This window comes from Streptomyces sp. NPDC058812, from assembly GCF_042744565.1.
Classification (GTDB): Bacteria; Actinomycetota; Actinomycetes; order Streptomycetales; family Streptomycetaceae; genus Streptomyces; species Streptomyces thinghirensis.
Map to the genome: position 1 here is coordinate 1 of NZ_JBHYOB010000003.1, position 24395 is coordinate 24395.

At 73.1% G+C, this 24395-nt stretch carries 19 protein-coding genes; 6 read left to right on the top strand and 13 right to left on the bottom strand.

What is annotated here, in order from left to right; all coding sequences use genetic code 11:
- The 8 genes from ACFW48_RS06925 to ACFW48_RS06960 form a co-directional block, all read right to left on the bottom strand.
- Nucleotides 1-969: adenosylhomocysteinase (locus ACFW48_RS06925; RefSeq protein WP_386311141.1), on the bottom strand; the 969-nt coding region annotated here is incomplete at its 3' end.
- A gap of 339 nt (nucleotides 970-1308) precedes the next feature.
- The gene (locus ACFW48_RS06930; protein ID WP_386311143.1) at nucleotides 1309-2289 is read right to left on the bottom strand and encodes a cation diffusion facilitator family transporter; all 981 of its coding nucleotides are present in this window, start codon (nucleotides 2287-2289) and stop codon (nucleotides 1309-1311) included.
- A gap of 171 nt (nucleotides 2290-2460) precedes the next feature.
- Nucleotides 2461-3612, bottom strand: a complete 1152-nt coding sequence (gene manA / locus ACFW48_RS06935; protein ID WP_386311145.1) for a mannose-6-phosphate isomerase, class I — start codon at nucleotides 3610-3612, stop codon at nucleotides 2461-2463.
- 91 nt (nucleotides 3613-3703) lie between these two features.
- Complete coding sequence (locus tag ACFW48_RS06940) at nucleotides 3704-4831, bottom strand: SIS domain-containing protein (protein ID WP_386311147.1); 1128 nt, start codon at nucleotides 4829-4831, stop codon at nucleotides 3704-3706.
- A 113-nt stretch (nucleotides 4832-4944) separates the two neighbouring features.
- Nucleotides 4945-5115 carry a Trm112 family protein gene (locus ACFW48_RS06945; RefSeq protein WP_121747407.1) on the bottom strand — a complete coding sequence of 57 codons (171 nt, stop codon included), beginning with the start codon at nucleotides 5113-5115 and terminating at the stop codon, nucleotides 4945-4947.
- Nucleotides 5116-5290: 175 nt separating this feature from the next.
- Complete coding sequence (locus ACFW48_RS06950; RefSeq protein ID WP_386311150.1) at nucleotides 5291-6655, bottom strand: phosphomannomutase/phosphoglucomutase; 1365 nt, start codon at nucleotides 6653-6655, stop codon at nucleotides 5291-5293.
- A gap of 80 nt (nucleotides 6656-6735) precedes the next feature.
- Nucleotides 6736-8352: an L-lactate permease gene (locus ACFW48_RS06955; RefSeq protein ID WP_386312051.1), complete on the bottom strand. Its 1617-nt coding sequence runs from the start codon at nucleotides 8350-8352 to the stop codon at nucleotides 6736-6738.
- 142 nt (nucleotides 8353-8494) lie between these two features.
- A complete protein-coding gene (locus tag ACFW48_RS06960) occupies nucleotides 8495-8917 on the bottom strand; it encodes a DUF3499 domain-containing protein (protein ID WP_386311152.1) in 423 nt (140 codons plus the stop codon).
- Between the two features lie 294 nt (nucleotides 8918-9211).
- Between ACFW48_RS06960 and ACFW48_RS06965 the strand changes: the two genes are divergently transcribed.
- Nucleotides 9212-9667, top strand: a complete 456-nt coding sequence (locus ACFW48_RS06965; protein ID WP_386312054.1) for a metallopeptidase family protein — start codon at nucleotides 9212-9214, stop codon at nucleotides 9665-9667.
- An 87-nt stretch (nucleotides 9668-9754) separates the two neighbouring features.
- Here ACFW48_RS06965 and ACFW48_RS06970 read toward each other — a convergent pair whose 3' ends face one another.
- From ACFW48_RS06970 to ACFW48_RS06980, 3 genes are all read right to left on the bottom strand, one after another.
- Nucleotides 9755-11224 (bottom strand): DUF5719 family protein, encoded by a 1470-nt coding sequence (locus tag ACFW48_RS06970; RefSeq protein WP_386311154.1) that lies wholly within the window; start codon nucleotides 11222-11224, stop codon nucleotides 9755-9757.
- On the bottom strand, nucleotides 11221-15003 hold the full coding sequence (locus ACFW48_RS06975; RefSeq protein ID WP_386311156.1) for a glycosyltransferase: 3783 nt from the start codon (nucleotides 15001-15003) through the stop codon (nucleotides 11221-11223). The genes ACFW48_RS06970 and ACFW48_RS06975 overlap by 4 nt, the downstream gene beginning before the upstream one ends.
- A 210-nt stretch (nucleotides 15004-15213) precedes the next feature.
- Nucleotides 15214-15477, bottom strand: coding sequence for a WhiB family transcriptional regulator (locus tag ACFW48_RS06980; protein WP_003975777.1), 264 nt, complete (start codon nucleotides 15475-15477; stop codon nucleotides 15214-15216).
- 684 nt (nucleotides 15478-16161) lie between these two features.
- Here ACFW48_RS06980 and ACFW48_RS06985 point away from each other — a divergent pair.
- From ACFW48_RS06985 to ACFW48_RS07000, 4 genes are all read left to right on the top strand, one after another.
- Nucleotides 16162-16671 (top strand): cysteine dioxygenase, encoded by a 510-nt coding sequence (locus ACFW48_RS06985; protein ID WP_386311158.1) that lies wholly within the window; start codon nucleotides 16162-16164, stop codon nucleotides 16669-16671.
- Nucleotides 16672-16704: 33 nt separating this feature from the next.
- Nucleotides 16705-17664: a 2-phospho-L-lactate transferase gene (gene cofD, locus ACFW48_RS06990; protein ID WP_386311160.1), complete on the top strand. Its 960-nt coding sequence runs from the start codon at nucleotides 16705-16707 to the stop codon at nucleotides 17662-17664.
- The gene (locus tag ACFW48_RS06995) at nucleotides 17661-18992 is read left to right on the top strand and encodes a coenzyme F420-0:L-glutamate ligase (protein WP_386311162.1); all 1332 of its coding nucleotides are present in this window, start codon (nucleotides 17661-17663) and stop codon (nucleotides 18990-18992) included. Before cofD ends, ACFW48_RS06995 begins: the two co-directional genes overlap by 4 nt.
- Nucleotides 18993-19092: 100 nt before the next feature.
- Nucleotides 19093-20097, top strand: a complete 1005-nt coding sequence (locus tag ACFW48_RS07000) for a DNA-3-methyladenine glycosylase family protein (protein WP_386311164.1) — start codon at nucleotides 19093-19095, stop codon at nucleotides 20095-20097.
- A gap of 237 nt (nucleotides 20098-20334) precedes the next feature.
- Here the strand turns inward: ACFW48_RS07000 and ACFW48_RS07005 are convergent, their stop codons facing one another.
- Both ACFW48_RS07005 and ACFW48_RS07010 read right to left on the bottom strand, forming a co-directional pair.
- Nucleotides 20335-21417, bottom strand: coding sequence for a sugar phosphate nucleotidyltransferase (locus tag ACFW48_RS07005; protein ID WP_386311165.1), 1083 nt, complete (start codon nucleotides 21415-21417; stop codon nucleotides 20335-20337).
- A gap of 115 nt (nucleotides 21418-21532) precedes the next feature.
- Nucleotides 21533-22903, bottom strand: a complete 1371-nt coding sequence (locus tag ACFW48_RS07010) for a peptidoglycan recognition protein (RefSeq protein ID WP_386311166.1) — start codon at nucleotides 22901-22903, stop codon at nucleotides 21533-21535.
- A gap of 139 nt (nucleotides 22904-23042) precedes the next feature.
- Between ACFW48_RS07010 and ACFW48_RS07015 the strand changes: the two genes are divergently transcribed.
- Nucleotides 23043-23807, top strand: a complete 765-nt coding sequence (locus tag ACFW48_RS07015; RefSeq protein WP_386311168.1) for a TIGR03089 family protein — start codon at nucleotides 23043-23045, stop codon at nucleotides 23805-23807.
- The last annotated feature ends 588 nt before the right edge of the window (nucleotides 23808-24395 follow it).

The following is a 24395-nucleotide window of genomic DNA, read 5'->3' on the forward strand; positions in this document are numbered from 1 at the left end:
GATGTCGGCCTTGTCGACGACCTCGTCCAGCGTCGTGACCTGGTAGCCGTCCATCGCCGCCTGCAGGGCGCAGATCGGGTCGATCTCGGTGATGACCACCCGGGCGCCCTGACCGCGCAGGGACTCCGCGCAGCCCTTGCCCACGTCGCCGTAGCCGCAGACGACGGCGGTCTTGCCGCCGATCAGGACGTCGGTAGCACGGTTGATGCCGTCGATCAGGGAGTGGCGGCAGCCGTACTTGTTGTCGAACTTCGACTTGGTCACCGCGTCGTTGACGTTGATCGCCGGGAACAGGAGGGTGCCGTCGCGGTGCATCTCGTACAGGCGGTGGACGCCGGTCGTCGTCTCCTCGGTCACGCCGCGGATCTCGGACGCCAGCTGGGTCCACTTCTGCGGGCTCTCGCTCACCGTGCGGGTGAGGAGTTCGAGGATGACGCGGTGCTCGTCGGACTCGGCGGTGTCGACCGAGGGGACCTTGCCGTCCTTCTCGTACTCGACGCCCTTGTGGACGAGGAGGGTGGCGTCACCGCCGTCGTCCAGGATCATGTTCGGGCCGCCGGTGGGGGTGTTCGGCCAGGTCAGTGCCTGCTCCGTGCACCACCAGTACTCCTCCAGGGTCTCGCCCTTCCAGGCGAAGACGGGGACGCCCTGCGGGTTGTCGGGCGTGCCGTTCGGGCCGACGGCGATGGCGGCGGCCGCGTGGTCCTGGGTGGAGAAGATGTTGCAGGAGGCCCAGCGGACCTCGGCGCCCAGGGCGACGAGGGTCTCGATGAGTACGGCGGTCTGCACCGTCATGTGCAGGGAGCCGGTGACGCGGGCGCCGGCGAGGGGCTGGGCCTCGGCGTATTCCTTGCGGATCGCCATCAGGCCCGGCATCTCGTGCTCGGCGAGGGTGATCTCCTTGCGGCCGAAGGCGGCCAGGGAGAGGTCGGCGACCTTGAAGTCCTGTCGGTTGTCGACAGTCGTCATTGCGAGCTGCTCCTCGGGTTGGGTCGAGGTGGGTACGGCTGACACCTGCGCGGCGGCGGACACAGGGGTGCCCCGAAGAGGACACAGGCATGCCCGCGTGCGCGCAGCGCAGTCCGTCGGAGGCCCTCTCTCCCTCGGCCGGTCCCTGCGGAACCGCCCGACCGCCATCAGCAGCGACGTCTGGCTCCGTCCCAAGCTACACCGCACGCGGCCGCCGTCCCCAGTCCGCCTCCGAACACTTCCGGACGTTCACGAAACGTGACGGGATGCGGAGGGGCGCAAACCGACGGGGCCCGCCGAAGGAATCGGCGGGCCCTGTGGGTGTGGGAGGCGCGGGTGTCAGTGGGCGGTGGGCGGCGCGCTCGGGCCGCCGGGGGACGCCTCGCGGTCGGGGCCCTTGGTCGCCTCGGACTCGCTGTAGATGTCCGGTTCCAGGTAGATGACGCGGGCGATCGGGACGGCGTCGCGGATACGGGCCTCAGCGGCGTCGATGGCGGAGGCGACCTCGGTGGCCGTGCCGTCGTGGCGGACGGCGATCTTGGCGGCGACGAGGAGTTCCTCCGGGCCGAGGTGGAGCGTGCGCATGTGGATGACGCCGGTGACCGTGTCGCCGGCGACGATCGCGGCCTCGATCTGCTGGACCGCCTCGGTGCCCGCGGCCTCGCCGAGCAGCAGGGACTTGGTCTCGACGGCCAGGACCAGCGCGATCACGATGAGCAGTACGCCGATGCACAGGGTGCCGATGCCGTCCCAGACGCCGTCACCGGTGAGCAGGGCCATACTGACGCCGCCGAGGGCGAGGATCAGGCCGACGAGGGCACCGAGGTCCTCCAGGAGGACGACCGGCAGTTCGGGGGCCTTGGAATGGCGGACGAACTCCTTCCAGGACTTCTTCCCGCGCAGGGCGTTGGACTCCTTGATGGCGGTCCGGAAGGAGAAGGTCTCGGCGATGATCGCGAAGACCAGGACGCCCACCGGCCAGTACCAGTGCTCGATCTCGTGCGGGTGCTTGATCTTCTCGTAGCCCTCGTAGAGGGCGAACATGCCGCCGACCGAGAAGAGCACGATGGAGACGAGGAAGGCGTAGATGTAGCGCTCGCGGCCGTAGCCGAACGGGTGTTGGGGGGTGGCCGCACGCTGGGCGCGCTTGCCGCCGAGGAGCAGGAGTCCCTGGTTGCCGGAGTCGGCGAGGGAGTGCACGGACTCCGCGAGCATCGATGACGATCCGCTGAAGAGGAACGCCACGAATTTCGCTACCGCGATCGAGAGGTTGGCGAACAGTGCCGCCACGATCGCCTTGGTTCCGCCTGACGCGCTCATGTGTCGCGTTGTCCCTTCGCCTGCATCTGCTTCGTCTGCGTCCGTACGCCGGTGGGGGCTCGGCCGGTGGTCGGCTTTGCCCCTCCTTTGCGGTGCGCCATTGTTGCAGCCCTCGCCGACTTCGGCGTGCCGCGGTTCCGTCGTGTTCGCGTCAGGCGGGTCCAGGCCACGTCAGAGACGCACGGTGGCCCGGAAGACCGTGCCGCTCCCGGACACTTCGGCCGTTTCGTCCGCCGGGACGAAGACGGACCGGCCGGGGGCCAGTTCGTGCTCGCCCGCCCGCACGGTGCCGGCCGTGCAGAGCAGGATCTGCGGGGTGGGCAGGGTGAGGTCGTGGACGCCGGAGCCCTCCGGGAGGACGTACCGGGACAGGCGGAACTCGTCGATCGGGGTGTCGTAGACCTCTTCGCCGTCGGGGGACGCCTCCGGGCGGAGGATGCCGGGGTCACCGGCCTCGAAGCGGACGATGCGCAGCAGTTCGGGGACGTCGACGTGCTTGGGGGTCAGGCCGCAGCGCAGGACGTTGTCGGAGTTGGCCATGATCTCGACGCCGAGGCCGTCGAGGTAGGCGTGCGGGATGCCGGCGCCGAGGAACAGGGCTTCGCCGGGCTGGAGCCGGACGTGGTTGAGCAGCATGGCGGCGAGGACGCCGGGGTCGCCCGGGTAGTGGTGGGCGATGTCGGCGTAGGGCGTGTAGGCGCCGCCGAGGCGGTCGCAGGCGGCCGCGGTCTCGGTGACCGTGCGGGACATCTCCTCGGGGTCGGCGGTGAGGATCGCGGTGAGGACCTCGCGCAGGGCGGCGTCCTCGGGGTGCGCGCGCAGCAGGTCGACGTAGGGCTTGAGGGAGGCGATGCCGAGGCCGTCGAGCAGGTCGGCCGTCTCGGCGGGGGCGCGGAAGCCGCACAGGCCGTCGAACTCGGTGAGGGCGCAGATCAGTTCGGGCTTGTGGTTGGCGTCCTTGTAGTTGCGGTGCGGGGCGTCCAGGGGGACGCTCCGGCGCTCTTCGTCCTCGTAGCCCTGCTTGGCCTGGGTCAGGTCGGGGTGGACCTGGAGGGAGAGCGGGGCGCCGGCGGCGAGGAGTTTGAGGAGGAAGGGCAGCCGGGGGCCGAACTTGGCCGCGGAGGCCGCGCCCAGTTCCTTCTCGGGGTCGGCGTCGACGACTTCGGCGAGGGTGCCCCGGCCGGTGCGGGAGGGGGCGCCGGGGTGGGCGCCCATCCACATCTCCGCCTGCGGTTCGCCGGTCGGCTCGGACCCGAGCAGGGCCGGGATCGCGGTGGTGGAACCCCAGGCGTAGGGGCGGACGGTGTTGTCGAGGCGGTCCATGGGCTCTCTCTGCCGGGTGCGTGCGCGGTGCGTGTCCTGGTACCTGGCGCGGATACGTGGCGCTGGTACGTACGAGATGGTGCGTACGGGATCAGGCGCGCGAGGCGAGCGCCAGGTAAACGGCGGCGAAATCCGTGATGGCGATCAGTTCCGCGAGGGTCTCCAGTTCGCCGCCCTCTTCGGGTTCCAGTTCGCTGATCGGCGTGTCGTGGCCGAGGGCCAGGTCGCGGGCGCCGGGGGCGGCGGTGAGGCCGCCGCTGGGGCGGTCGCGGAGGAGCACCACGCGCGCGTGCAGGGCGGGTGCCTCCTCGACGCGGTCGCGGAAGAAGTCGTCGGGGTCGGCTCCGGCGGCGAGTCGGCCGGCGAGAAGGGCGCTGTGCGCGGCGAGCGCCTCGGGCAGTTCGGCGACGACGGCCGGGGTGCCGGCCAGCTCGGCGAGCGCGGCGGCGAAGCGGCGGCCCGCCGGTCCGGCCGAGGTGCCCTCGGTCCAGACGACCGGCAGGGTGTCGGCCAGCTCGGACGCCAGGGTCTTGGCCGGGTTGCTGTAGGTCACGATGGCGGGTCCGCAGCGTTCGGCGATGCGGTCGAGGCGGTCGGCGACCTTTTCGATGGCCTCGGGCGGCGCTTCGAGCAGGGCGGTGCGGTCCAGCAGCGCGAGGAGCGGGGTGAGCAGCGCCCACAGGACGCCGGGGGCGGCACCGGCGAGGGGCTCGTCGTGGTCGTAGGGGGCGGTCGCCATCGGGATGAACAGGCCGTGGGAGGCGTTCACCGACTCGCTGAGCGGGGAACGGGCGGGGGCTACGGCTACGACTGTGCAGCCCCGGCGGTAGGCCTGCTCGGCGAGCAGGGCGAGGCCCGGTTCGGTGCCGTCGGGGGTGGCGATCAGCAGGAGGTCCACGGAGCCGGCCCAGCCGGGCAGTTCCCAGCGCAGGGCGCCCGCGGCGGGGGCGACGCCGGTGGGGGCGAGGCGGGTGACGGGGCTGCCGGCGCCGGCGAGGGTGCCGAGGAGGTCGGCGGCCTGGGTCGCGGCGGCCCCGGGGCCGGCGATGAGGACGGCGCGGGGGCGTCCGTCCGGCTTGAGGTTGCCGACTCCGGCCTCGGCCGCGTGCCGGGCGGCGGTGCGTACGCGGGCACCGGCCTCGGCGGCGCCGCGGAGCAGGCCGCGGCGGTCGGCCTCGGTGAGGCGCTCCGGGGCGTCGAGCAGCGATTCGTCGAGCATGGCGGCAGTCTCCGATCGCCGGATGCGTTCGTTCGGGTGCGTGCGCGGGTCGCCTGGCCGTGGGGCGGCCGTCGGTTATTCGGGGCGGCTGCCCTCGGGCCGGCGGGCCTCGGTCACTCGGGGCGGCGGGCCTCGTCGACGAGGAGGACGGGGATGTCGTCGCGGACCGGGTACGCCAGGCCGCAGTCCTGGCCGGTGCAGATCAGCTCGGTGTCCTGCTCCTTGAGGGGGGAGTGGCAGGCCGGGCAGGCGAGGATCTCCAGGAGGCCGGCTTCGAGCGGCATGGGGTTTCCCTTCGGGGCGGTTCGGCTTGTGCGGATGTGCTGGTCAGGGTACCGCCGGTGGGGGCCTGATGTAGGGGCTCCGCCCCTGCACCCCGCCAGGGGGCTCCGTCCCCTGGCCCCCCGGCCTGTGCCGACCCGCCACCCGACTCGGTCGGCTGAAAGGCGAGCCGCCCTCTCAGGACCGGATGATCGCCAGCGCCTCGTCCCGCACCTTCGTCATCGTCGCCTCGTCCCGGGCCTCCGCGTTCAGGCGCAGCAGCGGCTCCGTGTTGGAGGGGCGGACGTTGAACCACCAGTCGGCCGCCTGGACGGTGAGGCCGTCCAGCTCGTCCAGGGTGACGTCGTCGCGGCCCTCGTACGCGGCCCTGATCGCGGCGAGGCGGGCCGCCTGGTCGGTGACGGTGGAGTTGATCTCGCCGGAGCCGGCGTAGCGGTCGTACTGGGCGACCAGGCCGGACAGCGGGCCCTGCTGGCCGCCGAGGGCGGCGAGGACGTGGAGGGCGGCCAGCATGCCGGTGTCGGCGTTCCAGAAGTCGCGGAAGTAGTAGTGCGCGGAGTGCTCGCCGCCGAAGATGGCGCCGGTCCGGGCCATCTCGGCCTTGATGAAGGAGTGGCCCACGCGCGTGCGTTCCGGTGTGCCGCCGTTCTCCTTCACGACCTCCGGCACGGACCAGGAGGTGATCAGGTTGTGGATGACGGTGCCCTTGCCGCCGTTGCGGGCGAGTTCGCGGGCGGCCACGAGGGCGGTCACCGCGGACGGGGAGACCGGGTCGCCGTTCTGGTCGACGACGAAGCAGCGGTCGGCGTCGCCGTCGAAGGCGAGGCCGAGGTCGGCGCCTTCCTCGCGGACCCGCTTCTGCAGGTCGACGAGGTTGGCCGGGTCGAGCGGGTTGGCCTCGTGGTTGGGGAAGGTGCCGTCCAGCTCGAAGTACATCGGCACGAGGTCGAGGGGCAGGCCGGCGAAGACCGAGGGGACGGTGTGGCCGCCCATGCCGTTGCCCGCGTCGACGACGACCTTCAGGGGCCTGATGGTGGTGAGGTCGACGAGGGAGCGCAGGTGGGCCGCGTAGTCGGCGAGCGTGTCGCGCCGGGTGACCGTGCCGGGGCGGGACGCCGGCTCCGGGGCGCCGGACGCGCTCCACCGCTCCACGGACGCGCGGATCTCCGCGAGGCCCGTGTCCTGGCCGACGGGAGCCGCGCCCGCGCGGCACAGCTTGATGCCGTTGTACTGGGCCGGGTTGTGCGAGGCCGTGAACATGGCGCCCGGCAGGTTGAGCGCGCCGGAGGCGTAGTACAGCTGGTCGGTGGAGCACAGGCCGATCTCGGTGACGTCGGCGCCGCGGGCCGCCGCCCCGCGCGCGAAGGCGCCGGACAGCCCGGGGGACGAGGGCCGCATGTCGTGGCCGACCACGATGGCGCTCGCGCCGGTCAGCTCGACGAACGCCGCGCCGAACAGCTCGGCCAGCGACTCGTCCCACTGGTCCGGCACCACACCGCGTACGTCGTACGCCTTCACGATCTGCGACAGATCAGCAGCCACGGCCAACCTTCCTGAAAGTCCTGTCGGAGCCCACAAACTACCCGCAACCGCCGACGGGGCGCCGTGGGGTTCGGCGAAGGTCAGGGCAGCATCCAGCCCAGGACCGGCGTGGACTGCCCGACGACGATCAGGCACATCACCAGCAGCAGGCCAAGGCTCCAGGGCAGCACCTTGCGCAGCAGGTCGCCCTCGCGGCCCGCCAGCCCCACGGCCGCGCAGGCGATGGTGAGGTTCTGCGGGGAGATCATCTTGCCGAGGACACCGCCCGAACTGTTGGCGGCGGCCAGCAGCTCGGGCGACAGACCGGACTCCCGCGCGGCGGTCACCTGGAGGGCACCGAAGAGCGCGTTGGCGGAGGTGTCGGAGCCGGAGACGGCGACGCCGAACCAGCCGAGCACCGGCGACAGGAAGGCGAGCCCGGCACCGGCCGCCGCGACGAAGTGGCCGATGGTGGCGGCCTGGCCGGAGAGGTTCATGACGTAGGCGAGGGCCAGCACGGAGGTCACGGTGAGGATCGCGAACCGCAGTTCGTGCACGGTCGCGAGCCACTCCTTGACCGCCACGCGCGCGTGCACGCCGAGGACGACGGCCGTGGCCAGGCCGGCGAACAGCACGAGCGTGCCGCCGGTGGAGACGATCGGGAGGGAGAAGACGTTGCCGCCGACCGGATCGCCCTCGGGGTCGGCCACGTCCAGGAACGGCCAGTCGTACGTCTGGGTCGCCTTCGCCAGCCAGTCCTTGACCGCCGGTATCTGCGCGACGGAGAAGATCGCGACGATCAGCGCGTACGGCGCGTACGCCCGCACGACCTCCCGGCGGGGGTCCCGCTCGTCCAGCTCCTCGCTGCGTACGCCGGTCAGGACGGACGCGCGTACGGGCTCGGCGGCCGGCCTGCGGGCCTGGGGCACGGCGACCAGGGCGGCCGCGCCCAGCAGGGCGGCGCCGATGTCGGCGAGCTGGGCCGAGACGTAGTTGGAGGCGACGAACTGGGCGACGGCGAAGGCGACGCCGCAGGCCATCGCGGGCACCCAGGTCTCGCGCAGCCCACGCCGTCCGTCGACCAGCCAGACCAGCAGCAGCGGGACGACGAGGGCCAGCAGGGGCGTCTGGCGGCCCACCACGGAGGCGACGTCGTCCAGCGGCAGCCCGGTGACCTGGGCCAGCGTCACCACGGGGGTGCCCATCGCGCCGAAGGCGACCGGCGCGGTGTTGGCGACCAGCGCCACGACCGCCGCGCGCACGGGGTCGAAGCCGAGGGCCACGAGCATGACCGAGCAGATCGCGACGGGCGCCCCGAACCCGGCGAGCGCCTCCAGCAGGGCGCCGAAGCAGAAGGCGACGACCAGGGCCTGGATGCGCGGGTCGTCGGAGAGCCGGCCGAAGGAGCGGCGCAGGATGTCGAAGTGCCGGGTGCGGACGGTCATCCGGTAGACCCACAGGGCGTTCACGACGATCCACAGGATGGGGAAGACCCCGAACAGGGCGCCCTGGACTGCACTGGAGGCCGTCTGGTCCAGCGGCATGCCGTACGCGAGCCAGGCGACGAGTACGGCCGCTAGGAGGCCCGTGAGGCCCGCCAGGTGCGCCTTCATGCGGACGCCGCCCAGCAGGACGAGGACGATCACCAGGGGCAGGGCCGCCACCAGGGCGGACAGGCCGAGCGAACCGGCGACTGGTTCCAGTTCCTGGACGTACACGGGCGCCTCCCCGGATTCCGCCATGCGAAAGCGGTTTCTCGCTACATCCGGAATGGTCGTGTCCGCGACAAGAGCACGTCAATGGGTGTGCGGCAACGGATGCGGCGGAAGTGGCCGAGGTGGCCTAGGTGGTTGAGGTGACTCAGTTGTCCGGTGAGCGCAGGACGCGCAGGTGACCGCGGCGCGCGACCTCCATCGGGTCGGCCGCCCGCGGACCGCCGCCCGCCTCGGCCGCCCGGTCCTGGGGGCGGGCCGCCTCGCGCACCGCGTTGGCGAGCGCTTCCAGGTCGTCGCCGCTGGGGCGGGCCGGGGCCGAGCCGTCGAGAAGGCGGACGACCTCCCAGCCGCGCGGGGCGGTGAGGCGCTCGGAGTGCTCGGCGCACAGGTCGTAGCAGTGGGGTTCGGCGTAGGTGGCGAGCGGGCCGAGGACCGCGGTCGAGTCGGCGTAGACGTACGTCAGCGTCGCGACGGCGGGACGGCCGCAGGCGGTGCGCGAACAGCGACGTACAGGGCTCACGATGTTGGACGGTACCGCACTCTTGAGCGGGCCGCGAAGACTCTCCACCAGGTCACACCACCGTGTCGTGGTGTGAAACGCCCCACAGGACCCTCGGGCCGCACCTCGTTGACCTGCGCGGACGCCGGTTCCCGGGATGCCGGACGGCTCCAGAAGCGGTCGCGAACCGATACGAACAGCGACATTTGCCTTGAGTTCGACGGTCGCGGAGAGATACGGAATCGAGCCCAACCTTGGCTGGAATGGTCATCCGGCGACATGCCGTACGAGGTGCCCAGGCGCTGTCCGGTGTGCGTGTGCGGTCCGGCGCCGGGCGCCGCCGGGGACTACCCTTCACCAGTGATGGACAACCCCCTGACGCCCCGTGACGCGGGCCGCCCAGGTCCCCGCCGTCGTGATCGCCACGGTCGGGGCATGCGCGGCCCGATCGCACCCCCGCAGGTCCCGCTCGCCGCGAGCCGCGGCGAGGTGTTCGCGGATCTGGTGCAGGACTCCGTGGAGCGCCTGGAGCGGCGGTGGCCGCAGCTCGCCGACATCGATTTCCTCGTCCTCGACGTGCCGCGGCTGGACGCGGCCGCCGGGGATGCCTGGAACGACGAGGCGGTTCCGCTCGGGGGGACGGTGCCCTCGCGGGACGGGCGGCGGGGGCGCGTGGTCGTGTACCGGCGGCCGGTCGAGATCCGGACCAAGGGCCGGGACGAGCGGGCGGCGCTCGTGCACGAGGTCGTCGTCGAGCAGGTCGCGGAGTTGCTGGGGCTGACGCCGGAGACGGTGGACCCTCGGTACGGGGAGGACTGAGCGGGGCGGGGCCGTGTGCGGTGGTCGCGGGCGTTCAGGCACCCGGGGAAGCACGCATGCCCGCGGATCGCGACGTCGTGATCGCCGCTACTCCTGCAGCACCGACAGGTCCTCGTCCGCGTTCGGTACCGAGACCGTTCCCCGGTCGTCGGGGAGGGTCTGGACGGTGAAGGACGCCACGTCGTCCTCCTCTCCGGTCAGGGTGCGGGACGCGTACACCGGGCCGCCCGAGACGGTCTCGACCGTCAGTGCGTAGGCGCCCTCGAGGCCGGCGGGGACCGGTGCCTCGACGTTCTGGGTCGTGCCGCCCTTGATCGTGTACGTCTTGGTCGCCGTCGTACCGCCCTCGGTGCCCGCCGAGGCCGTGACCTTGACCTTCGCGGCCTCTCCGGTGGCGGCCAGGGACAGTGTCGTGCGCTTGGCGCGGTTGTCCGCGGACGTCGCGCGCGCACCGACCGGGTCGGCGGCCGGAATGAACGCCGACTCCTGTTCGCCGCCCTTGCCCCGCACGACCCGGACCGCCGCCACGACCGGCACGGACCCGCCGGTCGGCGTCAGGACCAGCGATCCCGCCTCGCCGCGCGTGACCTCGCCGAGGTCGACGCCCGTCGTCATGCCCGCCTTGACGTGCACCGTCTCGTGCCCGGCGGGCGTGATCGGCCCGGACGGCGAGGCGAGGCGCACCTTCAGGTCGGCGTCGGTGCCACCGGGGGTGAACAGCACCAGCCGTACGGCTGTGGCGTCCTTGGGGATGCCCGGCAGTACGAGTTCGCCCGCCGGGTCCGCGGCCGCGGTCAGCCAGTCGCCGCCGGTCTTGTCGTCCAGGGCCTGCACCGCGGCCCCGACCCGTCCGCTGCGCACGCCGACGTGCACGGTGACGTCGGTCTGCTCCACGTCGCTGAGCGTGGACAGCAGGAGGGACTCACTGGCGTGCGGCGGCACGGTGACGCCCTCCCCCACCGTGGACTTCAGGGCTCCGTCCTTGCCGTAGAGCTCGATGTCGACGACGGCCGCCGAGTCGTCGGGGTTCGTCAGGTGTACGTAGTCGGTGCGGTCGGTCGCCGTGCTGGCGCCCGGGAACCAGAACTCCGTGTCCGGAGCGGTGCAGTTGACGCCCTGCAGTCCCCGGCCCGTCCCGGCGGCGACCTCGGTGGTCTGCTGGACCGTCCAGCCGGGCGCGTAACCGCCCTCGGCGGTGCCGACCAGCGCGGGGGTGTCGGCGCCGGAGGTGCTGCCGGTGACCGGTGTGCCGGGCGCCTTGGGCTGCACGACGGGCTTTCCGGTCTTCTTCCCGTCCTCGGGGGTCCCGGCCGCGAGTGCGGCCCTGCCCTTCTCGTCGGCGCCCTTGGTGACGGGCGTGAAGGACGTGTACGACGTCTCGGCGAGGTCGGAGGTGCTGGGCGCCGGGCACAGCAGGCTGGTGCGCTCCACGGGCAGCCGGGCGGCCGGCCGGGCGGTGTCCGCTCCGGTGACGTCCGGTGTGGACACCGCCGCGAAGCCGGTGATCGCGGCGAGCGCGGTCGCGCCGGCGAACAGGGACAGGGTGGTGCGCTTCACTGCTGGCTCCCGTCGGGACGCTCACTGCCCGTGCCGTGGGGGTGTTGGGGCTGGGAAGGGTCGTACGGCGTGTCGTAGCCGGCCTGGCCGTACGTCTGGTCGTAGGCGGGGTCGTACGTGCCGGCCCGGGACGGATCGCCGTAGGCGTAGGGGTCGTACTGGCCCGCCCCGTGCTGACCGGCCTCGTACCGACCCGCCTCGTACTGACCGGTCTGGCCGCCCTGATAGGCGTCCGCCGGGTACTGCTGCTGTCCGTACGCGCCCGGGTCGTACTGCTGGGTGCCCTGGTACTGCTCGCCGCCGTACGTGCCGTAGGAGTTGTACTCGGCACCGGCGTAACCCGCCGAATCCCACTCGCCGTACGCCGGCTGCTGCGGGACCGCCACGGGTGCCTCCGCGGGCGGGCCGGCCCCTGGGGAGGCGTCCACGGCCTCGGTCACCGGCTCGCTTCCCGCCCCGGCCTCGGCCTCCACCTCGGCCTGGGCGCGCAGACGCCTGGCCCGGCGGCCTTCGCCCTCGACGGCCTCGGGGACGAGCGGCTCGTCGGGCAGGTCGTCGTCGACGTCGCGGCGCCTGCCGGGCAGGGCGAGGACGACCAGGACGACGGCGAGGAGGCCCTGGGCCCACAGCCAGGCGGTGTGGGTGAACGGGGCGTCGTAGGTGACGTCCAGCTTGCCGCCGGAGGCGGGGAGTTCGAAGCCCTGGGCCCAGCCGTCGACCGTGGTGCGGGTGAGCGGCTTGCCGTCCAGGGTGGCCGTCCAGCCCTCGGCGGCGGTGTCGGCGAGGCGCAGGACGCGGCCGTCGGAGCCGGACGGGATTTCCGTGTGGATTTCCACGGGTCCGGCCGCGACGGGCTGCGGCTCACTGGCACCGGAGCCGGAGCCGGAGTCCGCGCCCGAGTCTTCGCCGGACACGATGGTCGCGCGCGCGACCTCCTGGTCCACCCGCCACAGTCCGCTGCCGTCCTGCTGGCTCAGCCGGCTCAGACCGGGCGTGGCGTCCAGGACGCGGGTGACCTCGCGGGGCGCGCCCTTGTGCACGAGGACGTAGCGCACGGCGAAGCCGCCGAGCTGGTCGGCCTGGTCGGCGCCGGAACCGGCCACGAGGTTGGCGACGATCTTGTCGAGTCCGCTGTTCCCGCCGTCTGAAGCGGCCAGTTCGCCGTCGCCGAGGCGGGCTCCGGAGCCGCGGACCAGCATGTAGCTCACGTGGGCCGGGGAGTCGCTGTCGAGGACGAGGGTGCGGGCCTGGTCGCGGGTGTGGCTCTCCTCGGCGACGAACGCGGGCACCTGGACGGGATCGCGTCGCTCCAGGGGACCGTCGGCGCCCCCGATCATCCAGCCGGTGGCGGCGATCAGCGGGCCGACGGCCGAGGCGAGGGCGATCAGGGCGGCGACGGGCTGGCGCCAGCCGAAGCTCTGCTCGGCCACCCGCGAGCGCGCCCCGTCGGCGCCGAGGGTCGCGGCGGACAGCAGGGCGATGCCGTAGACGAGGGTGGCGGGCCCGGCCCAGGCGGAGCGGTTGGAGAGCACCGCGAAGACCAGGGCGACCACGGCGACGGCCCAGGCCGTGCGGATGCCCAACTGCCGCTCGGAGCGCAGCAGAGCGGCGAGTGCGGCGAGCACGATGCCGATGAGGATCAGCCCGCCGACCGTGCCGGGGCCGCCGGGGCTCGCCCCGAGCAGGTCGAGGGCGGAGGCGGCCGAGGAGCCGTGGTCCAGTCCGGCCTCGTCGAAGAAGCCGAACGGGAGCAGCGTCAGCGACCAGGGGGCGAGGAGCAGCAGGGGGGTGCCCAGCTGGGCGAGGAAGCGCGGTCCGTACGCCGTGATGTCGCCCCGTCGCAGGGCCAGGACGCCGACGCCGAGGAGCAGCGCGATGGGCCACACGACGGGCGTGAAGGCGGTGGTGATCGTCAGCAGCAGCGCGTACGCCCAGGTGGCGCGCCAGCTGCCGCGGGTGCCGGACGAGCTCGTCAGGCCGGCCGCGGCGGCGCCCGCGCGCGCGATGAGCGGCAGCAGTACGGCGAGGACGGCGGTGCCGATGCGGCCGCCGGCGAGCGCGCCGGTGGCGGCGGGCAGGAAGGCGTAGGCGACGGCCGCCCACGCGCGCAGCAGCCGGGAGGTGACGAGCGGGCGGGAGGCGAAGTACGCGGTGACGCCGGCCAGGGGCACCGAGCAGACCAGCAGCAGGGTGACGGCCAGGCCGGTGGAGCCGAGCAGCACGGAGGCGAGCGTGGCGACGATCGCGAGGTAGGGCGGTGCGGAGGCAATGCCGCCGGTGCCGACGGTGTGCCAGGCGTCCGTGTAACGCGCCCACAGCTCGCCGGCGCCGGCCGGGGCGGGCAGCAGCGCGCCACCCGCCAGGGCGCCGCCGCCGAGGAGCGCGCGGCAGGCGGCCAGGGAGACGAGCAGCAGTACCAGGAAGAGCACCGGGCCGGGCTTGCGGGCGATGCGCTTGAGGCGGGCGAACTGCTCGATCTCCAGGAAGTCGGCGTCGTCGCCGCCGGGTCCGGACTCGATGCCACCGCCGTGCCGCCCGGCGCCGGTGGTCGTCTCGGCGTCGGAGCTGCCGACGAGGCTGCCCGCGACCTGTTCGACGGTGACGCGGATGGTCGCGCCGGGGGGCGGGAACAGGGGGCGCAGTTCGTCCTTCTCGACCTGCGGGCGGCCGCGTTCGCGCCGCCCGGCGAGGATGCGCTCGGGGCGCAGCAGGACGCCGAGCAGGCCGCGGATCTCGTCGACGGCCTGTCCGGGGACCTTGCCGACGAGGTAGGCGAGGGTGCGCAGCAGGGTGCCTACGACGATGCGCAGCAGCACCCAGGGCAGGGCGGCCGTACGGACGTTGACGAGGAGGGTGTGGACGGCGCCGGCCTTGTCCACCTTGTGCGGGGAGGCGGTGGTGCGGCCCGCGCAGTCGACGGCGCGGCGTTCGCGGGAGGCGGCCTCCGCGTGGCGTACGACCGCCTCGGGGGCGACGAGGACGCGGAGGCCGGCGGCGTGCGCGCGCCAGCACAGGTCGACGTCGTCGCGCATCAGGGGCAGCCGGCGGTCGAACCCGCCGAGCCGCTCGAAGACGTCACGCCGGATCAGCATGCCCGCGGTGGACACCGACAGGACGGACCGGACGTGGTCGTGCTGGCCCTGGTCCTGTTCGCGGCGGTCCAGGCCGGTCCAGCGGCGGCCGGAGTTGGCGATGGAAACGCCGACCTCCAGCAGTTGGCGGCGGTCGTACCAGCCGCGGAGCTTGGGGCCCACCACGGCGACGTCGTCGCGGCCGAGTTCGTACTCGTTGTCCACGACGCGCAGCAGCTGGGCCAGGGCGTCGGGTTCGGGGGCGCAGTCGTCGTGCAGCAGCCAGAGCCACTGCACCGGCTCTCCGTGGGGAAGCTCCGGCAGGTCGTAGGCGTCGTCGCGCCAGGTGCGCGTGACGGGGTCCCAGCCGCTGGGCCGCCTCAGATACGACAGGTCGTCCGGGGTGAGGACGGGGGCGGTGCGGGCGGCCTCCTCGACGGCCTGGCCGAAGCCGGTGCGCCGGGCGAGGTGGAGCACGCGGTCGTCGCCGAGGGCGTCGGTGACCAGCCGGGCGGAGTCGTCGGCGCTGCCGGTGTCGGCGGCCACGGCGAACTGGACGGGGCGCTCCTGGCCGAGCAGCCCGGCGAGCGCGTCGGGCAGCCAGCGGGCTCCGTCGTGGGCGACGAGGACCGCCGTCACCACGTGACGCGGGAACTCAGGTGTGGCAGCGAGGTCTTGCTGGGCTGCCGTGTGGCTGTGCACGGACATCGAGGTACGGGCCCCGGTTCGGTGGACTGCGGTGGACGCCCGTGCCTGTTGGGGGTGGCGGGGCGTCTCGGACGAGCGCCCACACTATCGGCTGGGCAGGGCGACGGTCCGCCGCCTGTGGACAACCCGCCTGCGAGGGTCCGTTGCTGCCGTTGTGTACGTGGGGTGGTGCCGTACGTGCGGAGAATGCGCCGCCCGTCGGACGGCGGGTCAGACGGCGGCCTTCTTCAGGCGGCGGCGTTCCCGCTCGGACAGGCCGCCCCAGATGCCGAAACGCTCGTCGTTGGCAAGGGCGTACTCGAGGCACTCGGAGCGGACCTCACAGGCGAGGCAGACCTTCTTGGCCTCCCGGGTGGAGCCGCCCTTCTCGGGGAAGAAGGACTCGGGGTCGGTCTGGGCGCACAGTGCGCGCTCCTGCCAGCCGAGTTCCTCGTCCGCGTCGTCGACCAGCAGTTGCTGCACCAGCTCGGTCATGTGCGCCCCTCGTCCGTCTTTCGCGTCCCCGTGATCTAGCCGTTACCGATTCCGGCTGAACGACACGAGTGAAATTACAAGTGTGCTGCTCCGGGCGAGTCAAGCCGAGATCTGCTATTGGGCCCCTTATTCACTCTGCGGAACCAAGGCCAAGCGGAAAGTGTTCAAATCGGCATAAACCTCGACATACCAATGAGGAGCCCGAGGGCACCCGACCCGCGCGGAGCCTGCATCAGGGAGGACGCCCCGGCGTTCGATCCCGTTCCGATACACACGCCGAAGCGAACCTGATCACATTCGGGTCACGGGATCGCAACGGGGGTTGCGCGCCCGGCTTGTGCGCCATGTGTCCCGGAACCCCCATGAGCAAACCTTTCGCCTGTGAGATGAACCGGATGAGGTGAAACATGTCCCACATAACGGGCACCGAGTTGACAGTGCCGGTGTGAGCCGCTGTCCTTGTGGGCATGCTCGCGAACTTGGCGCTCACCTCGACCCGCACCGCCGGGTCCCACGGTGCTGCCCGCGCTCGCTGTAGCTGTTGTTGCTGTTCCAGCTGTTGAGCCAACCGCGCTCCGGCTGTCCCCGAGTCCACGCGACTCGTGTCTTTGCTGCCCGCCCCACCAGGGCGTTCTCCGCTCTTCCGCACCTCCCGCACTCTTCTGCCGAGGACCCACCGCACCCATGAACAGCGACAGCGACCTCCAGATCGCCGGCGACATCCTCGAAGTCCCCCACCTCCTGCAGGCACCGCGCGAGCACCCGGCCACCGTCGCCGAGTTCGCCGGCCTCGCCCGGTCCATCGCCGCCGACCGGTCCGAGTGGGAGCACCTCGTCCGGTACGACGCGACGACGCGCTGGTACCACCGGCTGCGCACCGGCCCCGGCTACGAGGTCTGGCTGCTGTCCTGGCTGCCCGGTCAGGGCAGCGGACGCCATGACCACGGGCCCTCCTCCGGAGTGCTGACCGTCCTGGACGGCACCCTGACCGAGCTCACGGAGCGCGGCACGCGCGCGTTGCGGGCGGGGGTGCAGCGGGTGTTCGCGCCGGGGTACGTGCACGAGGTGGTCAACGACGCGCTGCGGCCGGCGGTCAGCCTGCACGTCTACTACCCGGGGCTGACGGAGATGCCGATGCACTCCGCACAGTGCTCGGTCGCCGGCGCCGGCGACCGAGCCGTGACGACTGCCTGACGCGGTGTCGTACCCGCCTGCAAGACTGGGGCCATGCGCATTGTGGTTCTGGCAGGCGGCATCGGCGGTGCCCGGTTCCTGCGTGGTCTGAAGCAGGCCGCGCCGGACGCGGACATCACGGTCATCGGCAACACCGGGGACGACATCCACCTCTTCGGGCTGAAGGTCTGCCCGGACCTCGACACGGTGATGTACACGCTCGGCGGCGGCATCAACGAGGAGCAGGGCTGGGGACGGGCCGACGAGACCTTCCACCTCAAGGAGGAACTCGCGGCGTACGGCGTCGGACCCGAGTGGTTCGGCCTCGGCGACCGCGACTTCGCCACGCACATCGTGCGGACGCAGATGATCGCCGCCGGCTTTCCGCTCAGCGCGGTGACGCAGGCCCTGTGCGACCGCTGGAAGCCCGGCGTGCACCTCATTCCGATGACCGACGACCGCGTGGAGACCCATGTCGCCGTCGAGCTGGACGGGGAGCGCAAGGCGGTCCACTTCCAGGAGTACTGGGTACGGCTGCGGGCCTCGGTCCCCGCGGAGGCGGTCGTACCGGTCGGCGCCGAGCAGGCCAAGCCGGCACCCGGTGTCCTGGAGGCCATCGCGGAGGCGGACGTGATCCTCTTCCCGCCGTCCAACCCGGTCGTCTCGGTCGGCACGATCCTCGCCGTGCCCGGCATCAGGGAGGCGATCGCCGACGCCGGGGTGCCGGTGGTGGGCCTGTCCCCGATCGTCGGGGACGCGCCCGTACGGGGGATGGCCGACAAGGTGCTCGCGGCGGTCGGCGTGGAGTCCACGGCGGCCGCGGTCGCCGAGCACTACGGCTCGGGACTGCTCGACGGCTGGCTGGTCGACACGGTCGACGCGGAGTCCGTCACGCGCGTGAAGGCGGCCGGCGTCCTCTGCCGCGCCGTCCCTCTGATGATGACCGACCTCGACGCGACGGCGCGGATGGCCCGTGAGGCGCTGACCTTGGCCGAGGAGGTGCGGGAGGCGTGAGCGACGGCGTGCGTGACGGCGCGTCCGGCCCCGGGGAGGGCTACCGGGTGTGGGCCGTCCCCGGTCTGCCGGAGGTGCGACCGGGCGACGACCTGGCCAAGCTGATCGCGGCGGCCGAGCCCGCCCTCGCCGACGGGGACGTGCTGCTCGTCACGTCCAAGATCGTGTCCAAGGCCGAGGGCCGTGTCGTGGAGGCCACCGACCGGGAGGCCGCGATCGACGCGGAGACCGTACGGGTGGTGGCCCGGCGCGGCGCGCTGCGCATCGTCGAGAACCGCCAGGGCCTGGTCATGGCGGCGGCCGGGGTCGACGCCTCCAACACGCCCTCCGGGACGGTGCTGCTGCTCCCCGAGGACCCGGACGCCTCCGCGCGCGGCATCCGCGACGGACTGCGCGACGCGCTGGGCGTCGACGTCGGCGTGGTCGTCACCGACACGTTCGGGCGGCCCTGGCGGGCCGGGCTCACGGACGTGGCCATCGGCGCCGCCGGTGTCCGGGTCCTCGACGACCTGCGCGGGGGCACGGACGCGCACGGCAATCCGCTGGGTGCCACGGTCGTCGCCACCGCCGACGAACTCGCCGCAGCGGGCGACCTGGTCAAGGGGAAGGCCGCGGGGCTGCCCGTCGCCGTCGTGCGCGGGCTCGGGCAGGTGGTGGCGGAGGACGACGGCGAGGGCGCGCGGGCGCTGGTGCGCGGCGCGCGCGACGACATGTTCCGGTTGGGCACGTCGGAGGCGGTTCGGCAGGCGGTCACCCAGCGCCGTACGGTACGGGCCTTCACGGGCGAGCCGGTCGACCCCGGCGCCGTACGCCGGGCGGTGGCGGCGGCCGTGACCGCGCCGGCGCCGCACCACACGACGCCGTGGCGGTTCGTGCTACTGGAGTCGGCCGGCTCCCGGACCCGGCTGCTGGACGCGATGCGGGACGCCTGGATCGCGGACCTGCGGCGGGACGGCAAGAGCGAGGAGTCGATCGCCAAGCGGGTCCGGCGCGGGGACGTGCTGCGGGGCGCGCCGTACCTCGTCGTCCCCTGCCTGGTCATGGACGGCTCGCACACGTACGGGGACGCGCGGCGCGACGGGGCCGAGCGGGAGATGTTCGTGGTCGCCACCGGCGCCGGCGTGCAGAACCTGCTCGTCGCGCTCGCCGGGGAGCGGCTGGGATCGGCGTGGGTGTCCTCGACGATGTTCTGCCGGGACGTCGTACGGGAGGTGCTGGGGCTGCCGGGCGACTGGGACCCGATGGGTGCCGTCGCCGTCGGTCATCCCGCCGAGGAGCCGCGGGCGCGGCCGGAACGGGACGCGGGGGCGTTCATCGAGGTGCGGTGAGCTTGTCCGGGCGAGCCTTTACCCTCGTAGGGGCTTTCCCTTTCCCCGCATTTCCCTCACATCTCTTTCCCCGCCTCCCCTCGCGCCAAGGACCTCTCTCGTGGCAGGACGTTTCGCTCCCCGGCCCACGCGTGCTTCGGTGCGCGGCGGGGAGGGCGTCGTGCCCGCGGGCGGTGTGCCCCGGCAGGCGGGCGCGCCGGGGAAGGTACGGGTGTGGGTGCCGGACGGGCCGCTGGAGCTGGGGCTGGTCCTCGGGCCGCTGCGGCGCGGGCCGGGCGATCCGACGTTCCGCACGATGCCGGACGGATCGGTGTGGCGGGCCAGCCGGACGCCCGCCGGGCCGGGCACCCTGCGGGTCACCGCACGCGGCGGTGAGATGCGGGGCGAGGCCTGGGGGCCGGGCGCGGAGTGGCTGCTGGAGCAGTTGCCGCGGATGCTGGGCGCCGACGACGATCCGTCCGCGTTCGTGCCGCGGCACCGGCTGCTGGCGCTGACGCGGCATCGGCGGCCGGGGCTGCGGCTGGCGCGGACCGGGCTGGTGCTGGAATCTCTGATCCCGTCGATCCTGGAGCAGAAGGTCACGACGCTGGAGGCGTACCAGGCGTGGCGGCTGCTCGTACGGAAGTACGGGGAACCGGCGCCGGGGCCCGCGCCCGGACGGATGTGTGTCATGCCGTCGGCGCGGACGTGGGCGCTGATCCCGTCCTGGGAGTGGCACCTGGCCGGGGTGGACAACAAGCGGGCGTCGACGATCCTGCGGGCCGTGCGGGTCGCGGCGCGGCTGGAGGAGGCGGCGGGGATGGAACCGGCGGCGGCGCAGGAGCGGCTGGAGGTCGTGTCCGGGATCGGGCCGTGGACGTCCGCGGAGACCGTGCAGCGCAGTCATGGTGCGCCGGACGCGGTGACGGTGGGGGATCTGCATCTGCCGGGGATCGTGGGGTTCGCGCTGGGCGGGGACCGGGATGCGGACGACTCCGTGATGCTGCGGCTGCTGGAGCCGTATGCCGGGCAGCGGCATCGGGCAGCTCGGTTGGTGTTGTTGAGTGGGCGGGTGCCGGGGCGGCGGGCGCCGCGGATGGCTCCGCGGGGGATTGAGCGGCTCTGAGTTTGGCGTACCGGGCCGGTGCGTGCCGCCGCGGTGTACGCCTCCGCGGTGTATGCCGGTTGCCCGGCGTGGGTGTGGGCGCGCGGGGGGTGTCGCAGCCCGGCGTGGCGGGGTGCCGCTGCGCCCACCCGTGCCGCCCCAGCGGCACGACTGCCCGCAGCGGCGCGGCACGACTGCCCGTAGGTGCGGCAGTCACGGCGGTTGACGCCGTAGGTGCCCCGCGCTACCGCCGGAGGGCTACGCGTCGGACGAGAAGCGCAGTGCCGCTGGGGGGATGTGGGCGTCGCACCAGATTCGGGCGCCGGAGCGGAGTTCGTTGTCGGCGCCGATGACGGCGCCGTCGCCGATGACCGTGTCGGTGAGGACCGAGCGGGTGCCGACGCGGGCGCGGGTGCCGATGAGGGAGTCGGTGATGACGGCGCCCGGTTCGATGACGGCGCCGGGCAGGATCGTGCTGCCGAAGACGCGCGCGCCCTCCGCCACGAAGGCGCCCTCGCCGACCACCGTGCCGCCGGCCAGTTTGGCGTCGGGCGCGACCCGCGCCGTGGGGAGGACGAGGCGGTCGCCGCAGCGGCCCGGTATCGCCGGGGACGGGGCACGGCCGAGGACCAGGTCGGCCGAGCCGCGTACGAAGGCCGCCGGTGTGCCCAGGTCCAGCCAGTACGTGGAGTCGACCATGCCCTGGAGGTGGGCTCCGGTGGCGAGGAGTTCCGGGAAGGTCTCGCGTTCGACCGAGACGGGGCGGCCGTGCGGGATCGTGTCGATGACCGAGCGGCGGAAGACGTACGCCCCCGCGTTGATCTGGTCGGTGACGATCTCCTCGGGGGTCTGGGGCTTCTCCAGGAAGGCCAGCACCCGGCCCGTTTCGTCCGTCGGGACCAGGCCGTAGGCCCTCGGGTCGGTCACCTTCGTCAGGTGCAGGGAGACGTCCGCGCCCGTCGTCTCGTGGGTGCGGACCAGTGCGCCGATGTCCAGGCCCGTCAGGATGTCCCCGTTGAAGACGAGGACCGGGTCGTCGGGGCCCGAGTGCAGCCGGGACGCCACGTTGCGGATGGCGCCGCCGGTGCCGAGCGGCTCCTCCTCCGTGACGTACTCGAGGTGGAGGCCCAGGGCCGAGCCGTCGCCGAAGTACGGTTCGAAGACCTCCGCCAGGTAGCTCGTCGCGAGCACGATGTGCTCCACGCCGGCCGCCTTCGCCCGCGCCAGCTGATGCGTGAGGAACGGCACACCCGCCGCCCTGACCATGGGCTTGGGCGTGTGCACCGTCAGCGGCCGCAGCCGCGTGCCCTTGCCGCCGACCAGGAGGATCGCTTCTGTCACCGTCGTCTCTGCTTCCTGCCGGGACCGGCCGAACTGTCTTTCGGCCGGCCAGTGTATGCAGACCGTTCCATGGCGCCTTCGGTGGTCGTACGGTGGGTCGTGCGGTGTGCCGCCCTCAGCGGCCCTGGTACTTGGCCGCCGTCGAGCGGGTCGAGCCGAGCTTGCCGTAGAGCTTCTTGCCGGGGCAGCTCGTGGCGAAGCCGTCGCGGTGACCGGAGATGACGTTCAGTCGTACGTTCTTACCTTTTCGGTAGAGATTGCCACCACCGGACTTCAGGTATGTCTTTCCGCGCGGATTCATGCCGTGCAGACCGAGCTTCCACGCGGTGAGCCGGGCGACCGCCTTCATGGCGGCCGACGACGGCTTCTTGGAGCCGTACGTGCCGAGTACGGCGATGCCCATGCTGTTGGAGTTGAACCCCAGGGTGTGGGCACCCAGTACCGCCTTGGACACGCCCCCGGCCCGTCCCTCGTAGATCTTTCCGCACTTGTCGACGAGGAAGTTGTAGCCGAGGTCACGCCAGCCCATGCTGTTGACGTGGTAGCGGTAGATACTGCGAATGACTGACGGCGCCTGCTTGCAGCTGTAGTTGTTGCCGGTGGCCGAGTGGTGCACGAAGGCCGCCTTGACCTTCTTCGTGTACACGAACTTCTTCTCGCGCAGCTTCTCGTTGGCGCCCCAGCTGCGGCGTGTGGTGATGCTCGGGCGGGGGCCGACGTACGGCTTGGCCTGCTGCTGGGTGCCGAGTTCGGCTTGGGTCTGCGCCCGGCTCAGGGCCGGGATCTCGGTGGCGCCGAGCGGGGCGAGGCCGGCGTTGGCGGCGGAGGCGGCGACGGCTTCCGCGGACTCGGCGGTCATGCCGGTGGTGCGGGGGCCCTCCTCCGGCCCGGGGGCCGCCGCGGGCGGGGCGCCCTCGCCGGGGTCGATGAGTTCGAGGCGCATGCCGGTGGGGAGGGGCGAGCCGGCGGCCGCGGCGGCTGTGGTCGCCCTGGCGGCCTCCGGGGTGCTTTCCGCTCGCACCCGTACCTCCACGCCGTCGGACTCGCCCACCCACAGCGGGGCGGTGGCGCCACGGACGCGGCCCGAGGTGCTCTCGGGGGTGCCGGGGTCGGCTGCGTGGTCGGCGTTGTGGGTCTCCAACTCCTGCCAGCCGGACCAGGTACCGGTGGCGGTGGCACGGGTGCGGACCTGGACGTGGCCGTGCAGTTCGGTGTCCGGGTTGTCCCAGACGAGACCGACCAGCGAGAAGTGCCGTACGTCCCGGCGGGGTACGCCCTGTTCGGCGGCGCCGGGGGCTCGGTCGCGGGTGAGGGGGGCGAGGGGCAGCGACTGGGTGCCGCCGGGGACGTACGCCTCGGACTGCGCCGTTCTTCCGCTCGTGGGCGGAGCGGCGGAGGGGGCTGCCGCCGCCGCGGGCGGGGCGAACGGAAGGGCCAGGGCGGCCGCGCACGTGACACCGATCGAGGAAGCAAGGAATCCACGCATGCCCCTGATCGTGGACATCGTCGTACAAATCTGTCCATCCGTGACCTGACGGGCTGTAGGGGCTATTCGTCCGAACCGGTGGCGGTGCGGTACGCCGTACGCTCCGTGCGCGCCCGTCCGCCCGCGTACGCTTGCGCGGGTGAACGCGACCGACCGCACCCCTGCCGACCTGCTGAGTTCCGCGCTCGCCGCGGACCCGGGACGCCCCCTGGTTACCTTCTACGACGACGCCACCGGCGAACGCGTCGAACTGTCCGTGGCCACCTTCGCCAATTGGGTGGCCAAGACCGCGAATCTGCTCCAGGACGAACTGTCCGTAGAACCCGGCGACCGGGTCGCACTGCTGCTGCCCGCGCACTGGCAGACGGCCGTGTGGCTGCTGGCGTGCGCGTCGGTGGGTGTCGTCGCCGACATGGCGGGGGATCCGGCGGCGGCCGACGTGGTCGTGAGCGGGCCGGAACCTCAGTCGCTGGAGGCGGCGCGGGCCTGCTCGGGCGCGCGGATCGCGCTGGCGCTGCGGCCGCTCGGAGGGCGGTTCGCGCCCCGTCCGCCGGAGGGCTTCGCCGACTACGCGGTGGAGGTGCCGGGGCAGGGCGACCGGTTCGTGCCCTACGCGCCGGTGGATCCGGAGGAGCCCGCGCTGATCGTGGCCGGGCGGGAGTTCAGCGGGGCGGAGGTCGTGGAACGGGCTCGGGCGGAGGCGTCGGGGCTCGGGCTCACGGGGCCGGGGGCGCGGATTCTGTCGGGGTTGCCGTACGACACCTGGGCGGGGCTGAGCGCGGGGTTGTACGGGCCGTTGGCCAGTGGGGGGTCGGTGGTGCTGTGCCGGCATCTGGAGCTGGCGGAGGCGGCGGTCGTGGACCAGCGGATCGAGGCGGAGAAGGTTTCGGCGACGGCGCGGTGAGGTGTCTGCCGGGGGTGGTGACTCGGCGTTGGGTGAGGCGGCGGGGCGGATGTTCACCCGGGGTTGACGGGTTGTCCGGCGCGAGTACCGGGCGGAGCCGGGCGCGCGCCCGGCGTTGACGTGGCGTCCGGCGTCGGTGTCGGCGTGGGGTGGGGGGCGGCCGTCGCCCCGCCCCGCGTCCCGGAGCGACGCGACCCGGCGGACCGCGGGGGCAGCGCCCGTGGGCGTCGGAGCGGGAGTGCCCGCGGAGGGCGGGACGGCAGCACCCGTGAGCGTCGGAGCGGGAGGAGTGCCCGTGGACGTCGGAGCGGGCGCGTGCCCGTGAGCGGGCGGGGCGAGCGCGCACCCCTGGGCGTCGAGGCGAGCGCGTACCCGTGGACGTCGGCGGGGCGAGCGCGTACCCCTGGGCGTCGAGGCGAGCGCGTGCCCGTGAGGGGGATGAGGCGTACCCGTGGACGTCGAGGCGGGCGCGCACCCGTGACCGTCCGAGCGGGCGCGTGCCCGTGAGCGGGCGGGGCGAGCGCGTACCCCTGGGCGTCAAGGGGAGCGCGTACCCGTGGACGTCGGCGGGGCGAGCGCGTACCCCTG

Excerpts from the sequence above, each read along its gene's own strand:
- ACFW48_RS06940 (WP_386311147.1), bottom strand. The coding sequence starts at position 4,831 with ATGCTCGACGAATCGCTGCTCGACGCCCCGGAGCGCCTCACCGAGGCC.
- ACFW48_RS06985 (WP_386311158.1), top strand. The coding sequence starts at position 16,162 with ATGAACAGCGACAGCGACCTCCAGATCGCCGGCGACATCCTCGAAGTC.
- ACFW48_RS06975 (WP_386311156.1), bottom strand. The coding sequence starts at position 15,003 with ATGTCCGTGCACAGCCACACGGCAGCCCAGCAAGACCTCGCTGCCACA.
- ACFW48_RS06930 (WP_386311143.1), bottom strand. The coding sequence starts at position 2,289 with ATGAGCGCGTCAGGCGGAACCAAGGCGATCGTGGCGGCACTGTTCGCC.
- ACFW48_RS06965 (WP_386312054.1), top strand. The coding sequence starts at position 9,212 with ATGGACAACCCCCTGACGCCCCGTGACGCGGGCCGCCCAGGTCCCCGC.
- ACFW48_RS06945 (WP_121747407.1), bottom strand. The coding sequence starts at position 5,115 with ATGCCGCTCGAAGCCGGCCTCCTGGAGATCCTCGCCTGCCCGGCCTGC.
- manA (WP_386311145.1), bottom strand. The coding sequence starts at position 3,612 with ATGGACCGCCTCGACAACACCGTCCGCCCCTACGCCTGGGGTTCCACC.
- ACFW48_RS06980 (WP_003975777.1), bottom strand. The coding sequence starts at position 15,477 with ATGACCGAGCTGGTGCAGCAACTGCTGGTCGACGACGCGGACGAGGAA.
- ACFW48_RS07010 (WP_386311166.1), bottom strand. The coding sequence starts at position 22,903 with ATGCGTGGATTCCTTGCTTCCTCGATCGGTGTCACGTGCGCGGCCGCC.
- cofD (WP_386311160.1), top strand. The coding sequence starts at position 16,705 with ATGCGCATTGTGGTTCTGGCAGGCGGCATCGGCGGTGCCCGGTTCCTG.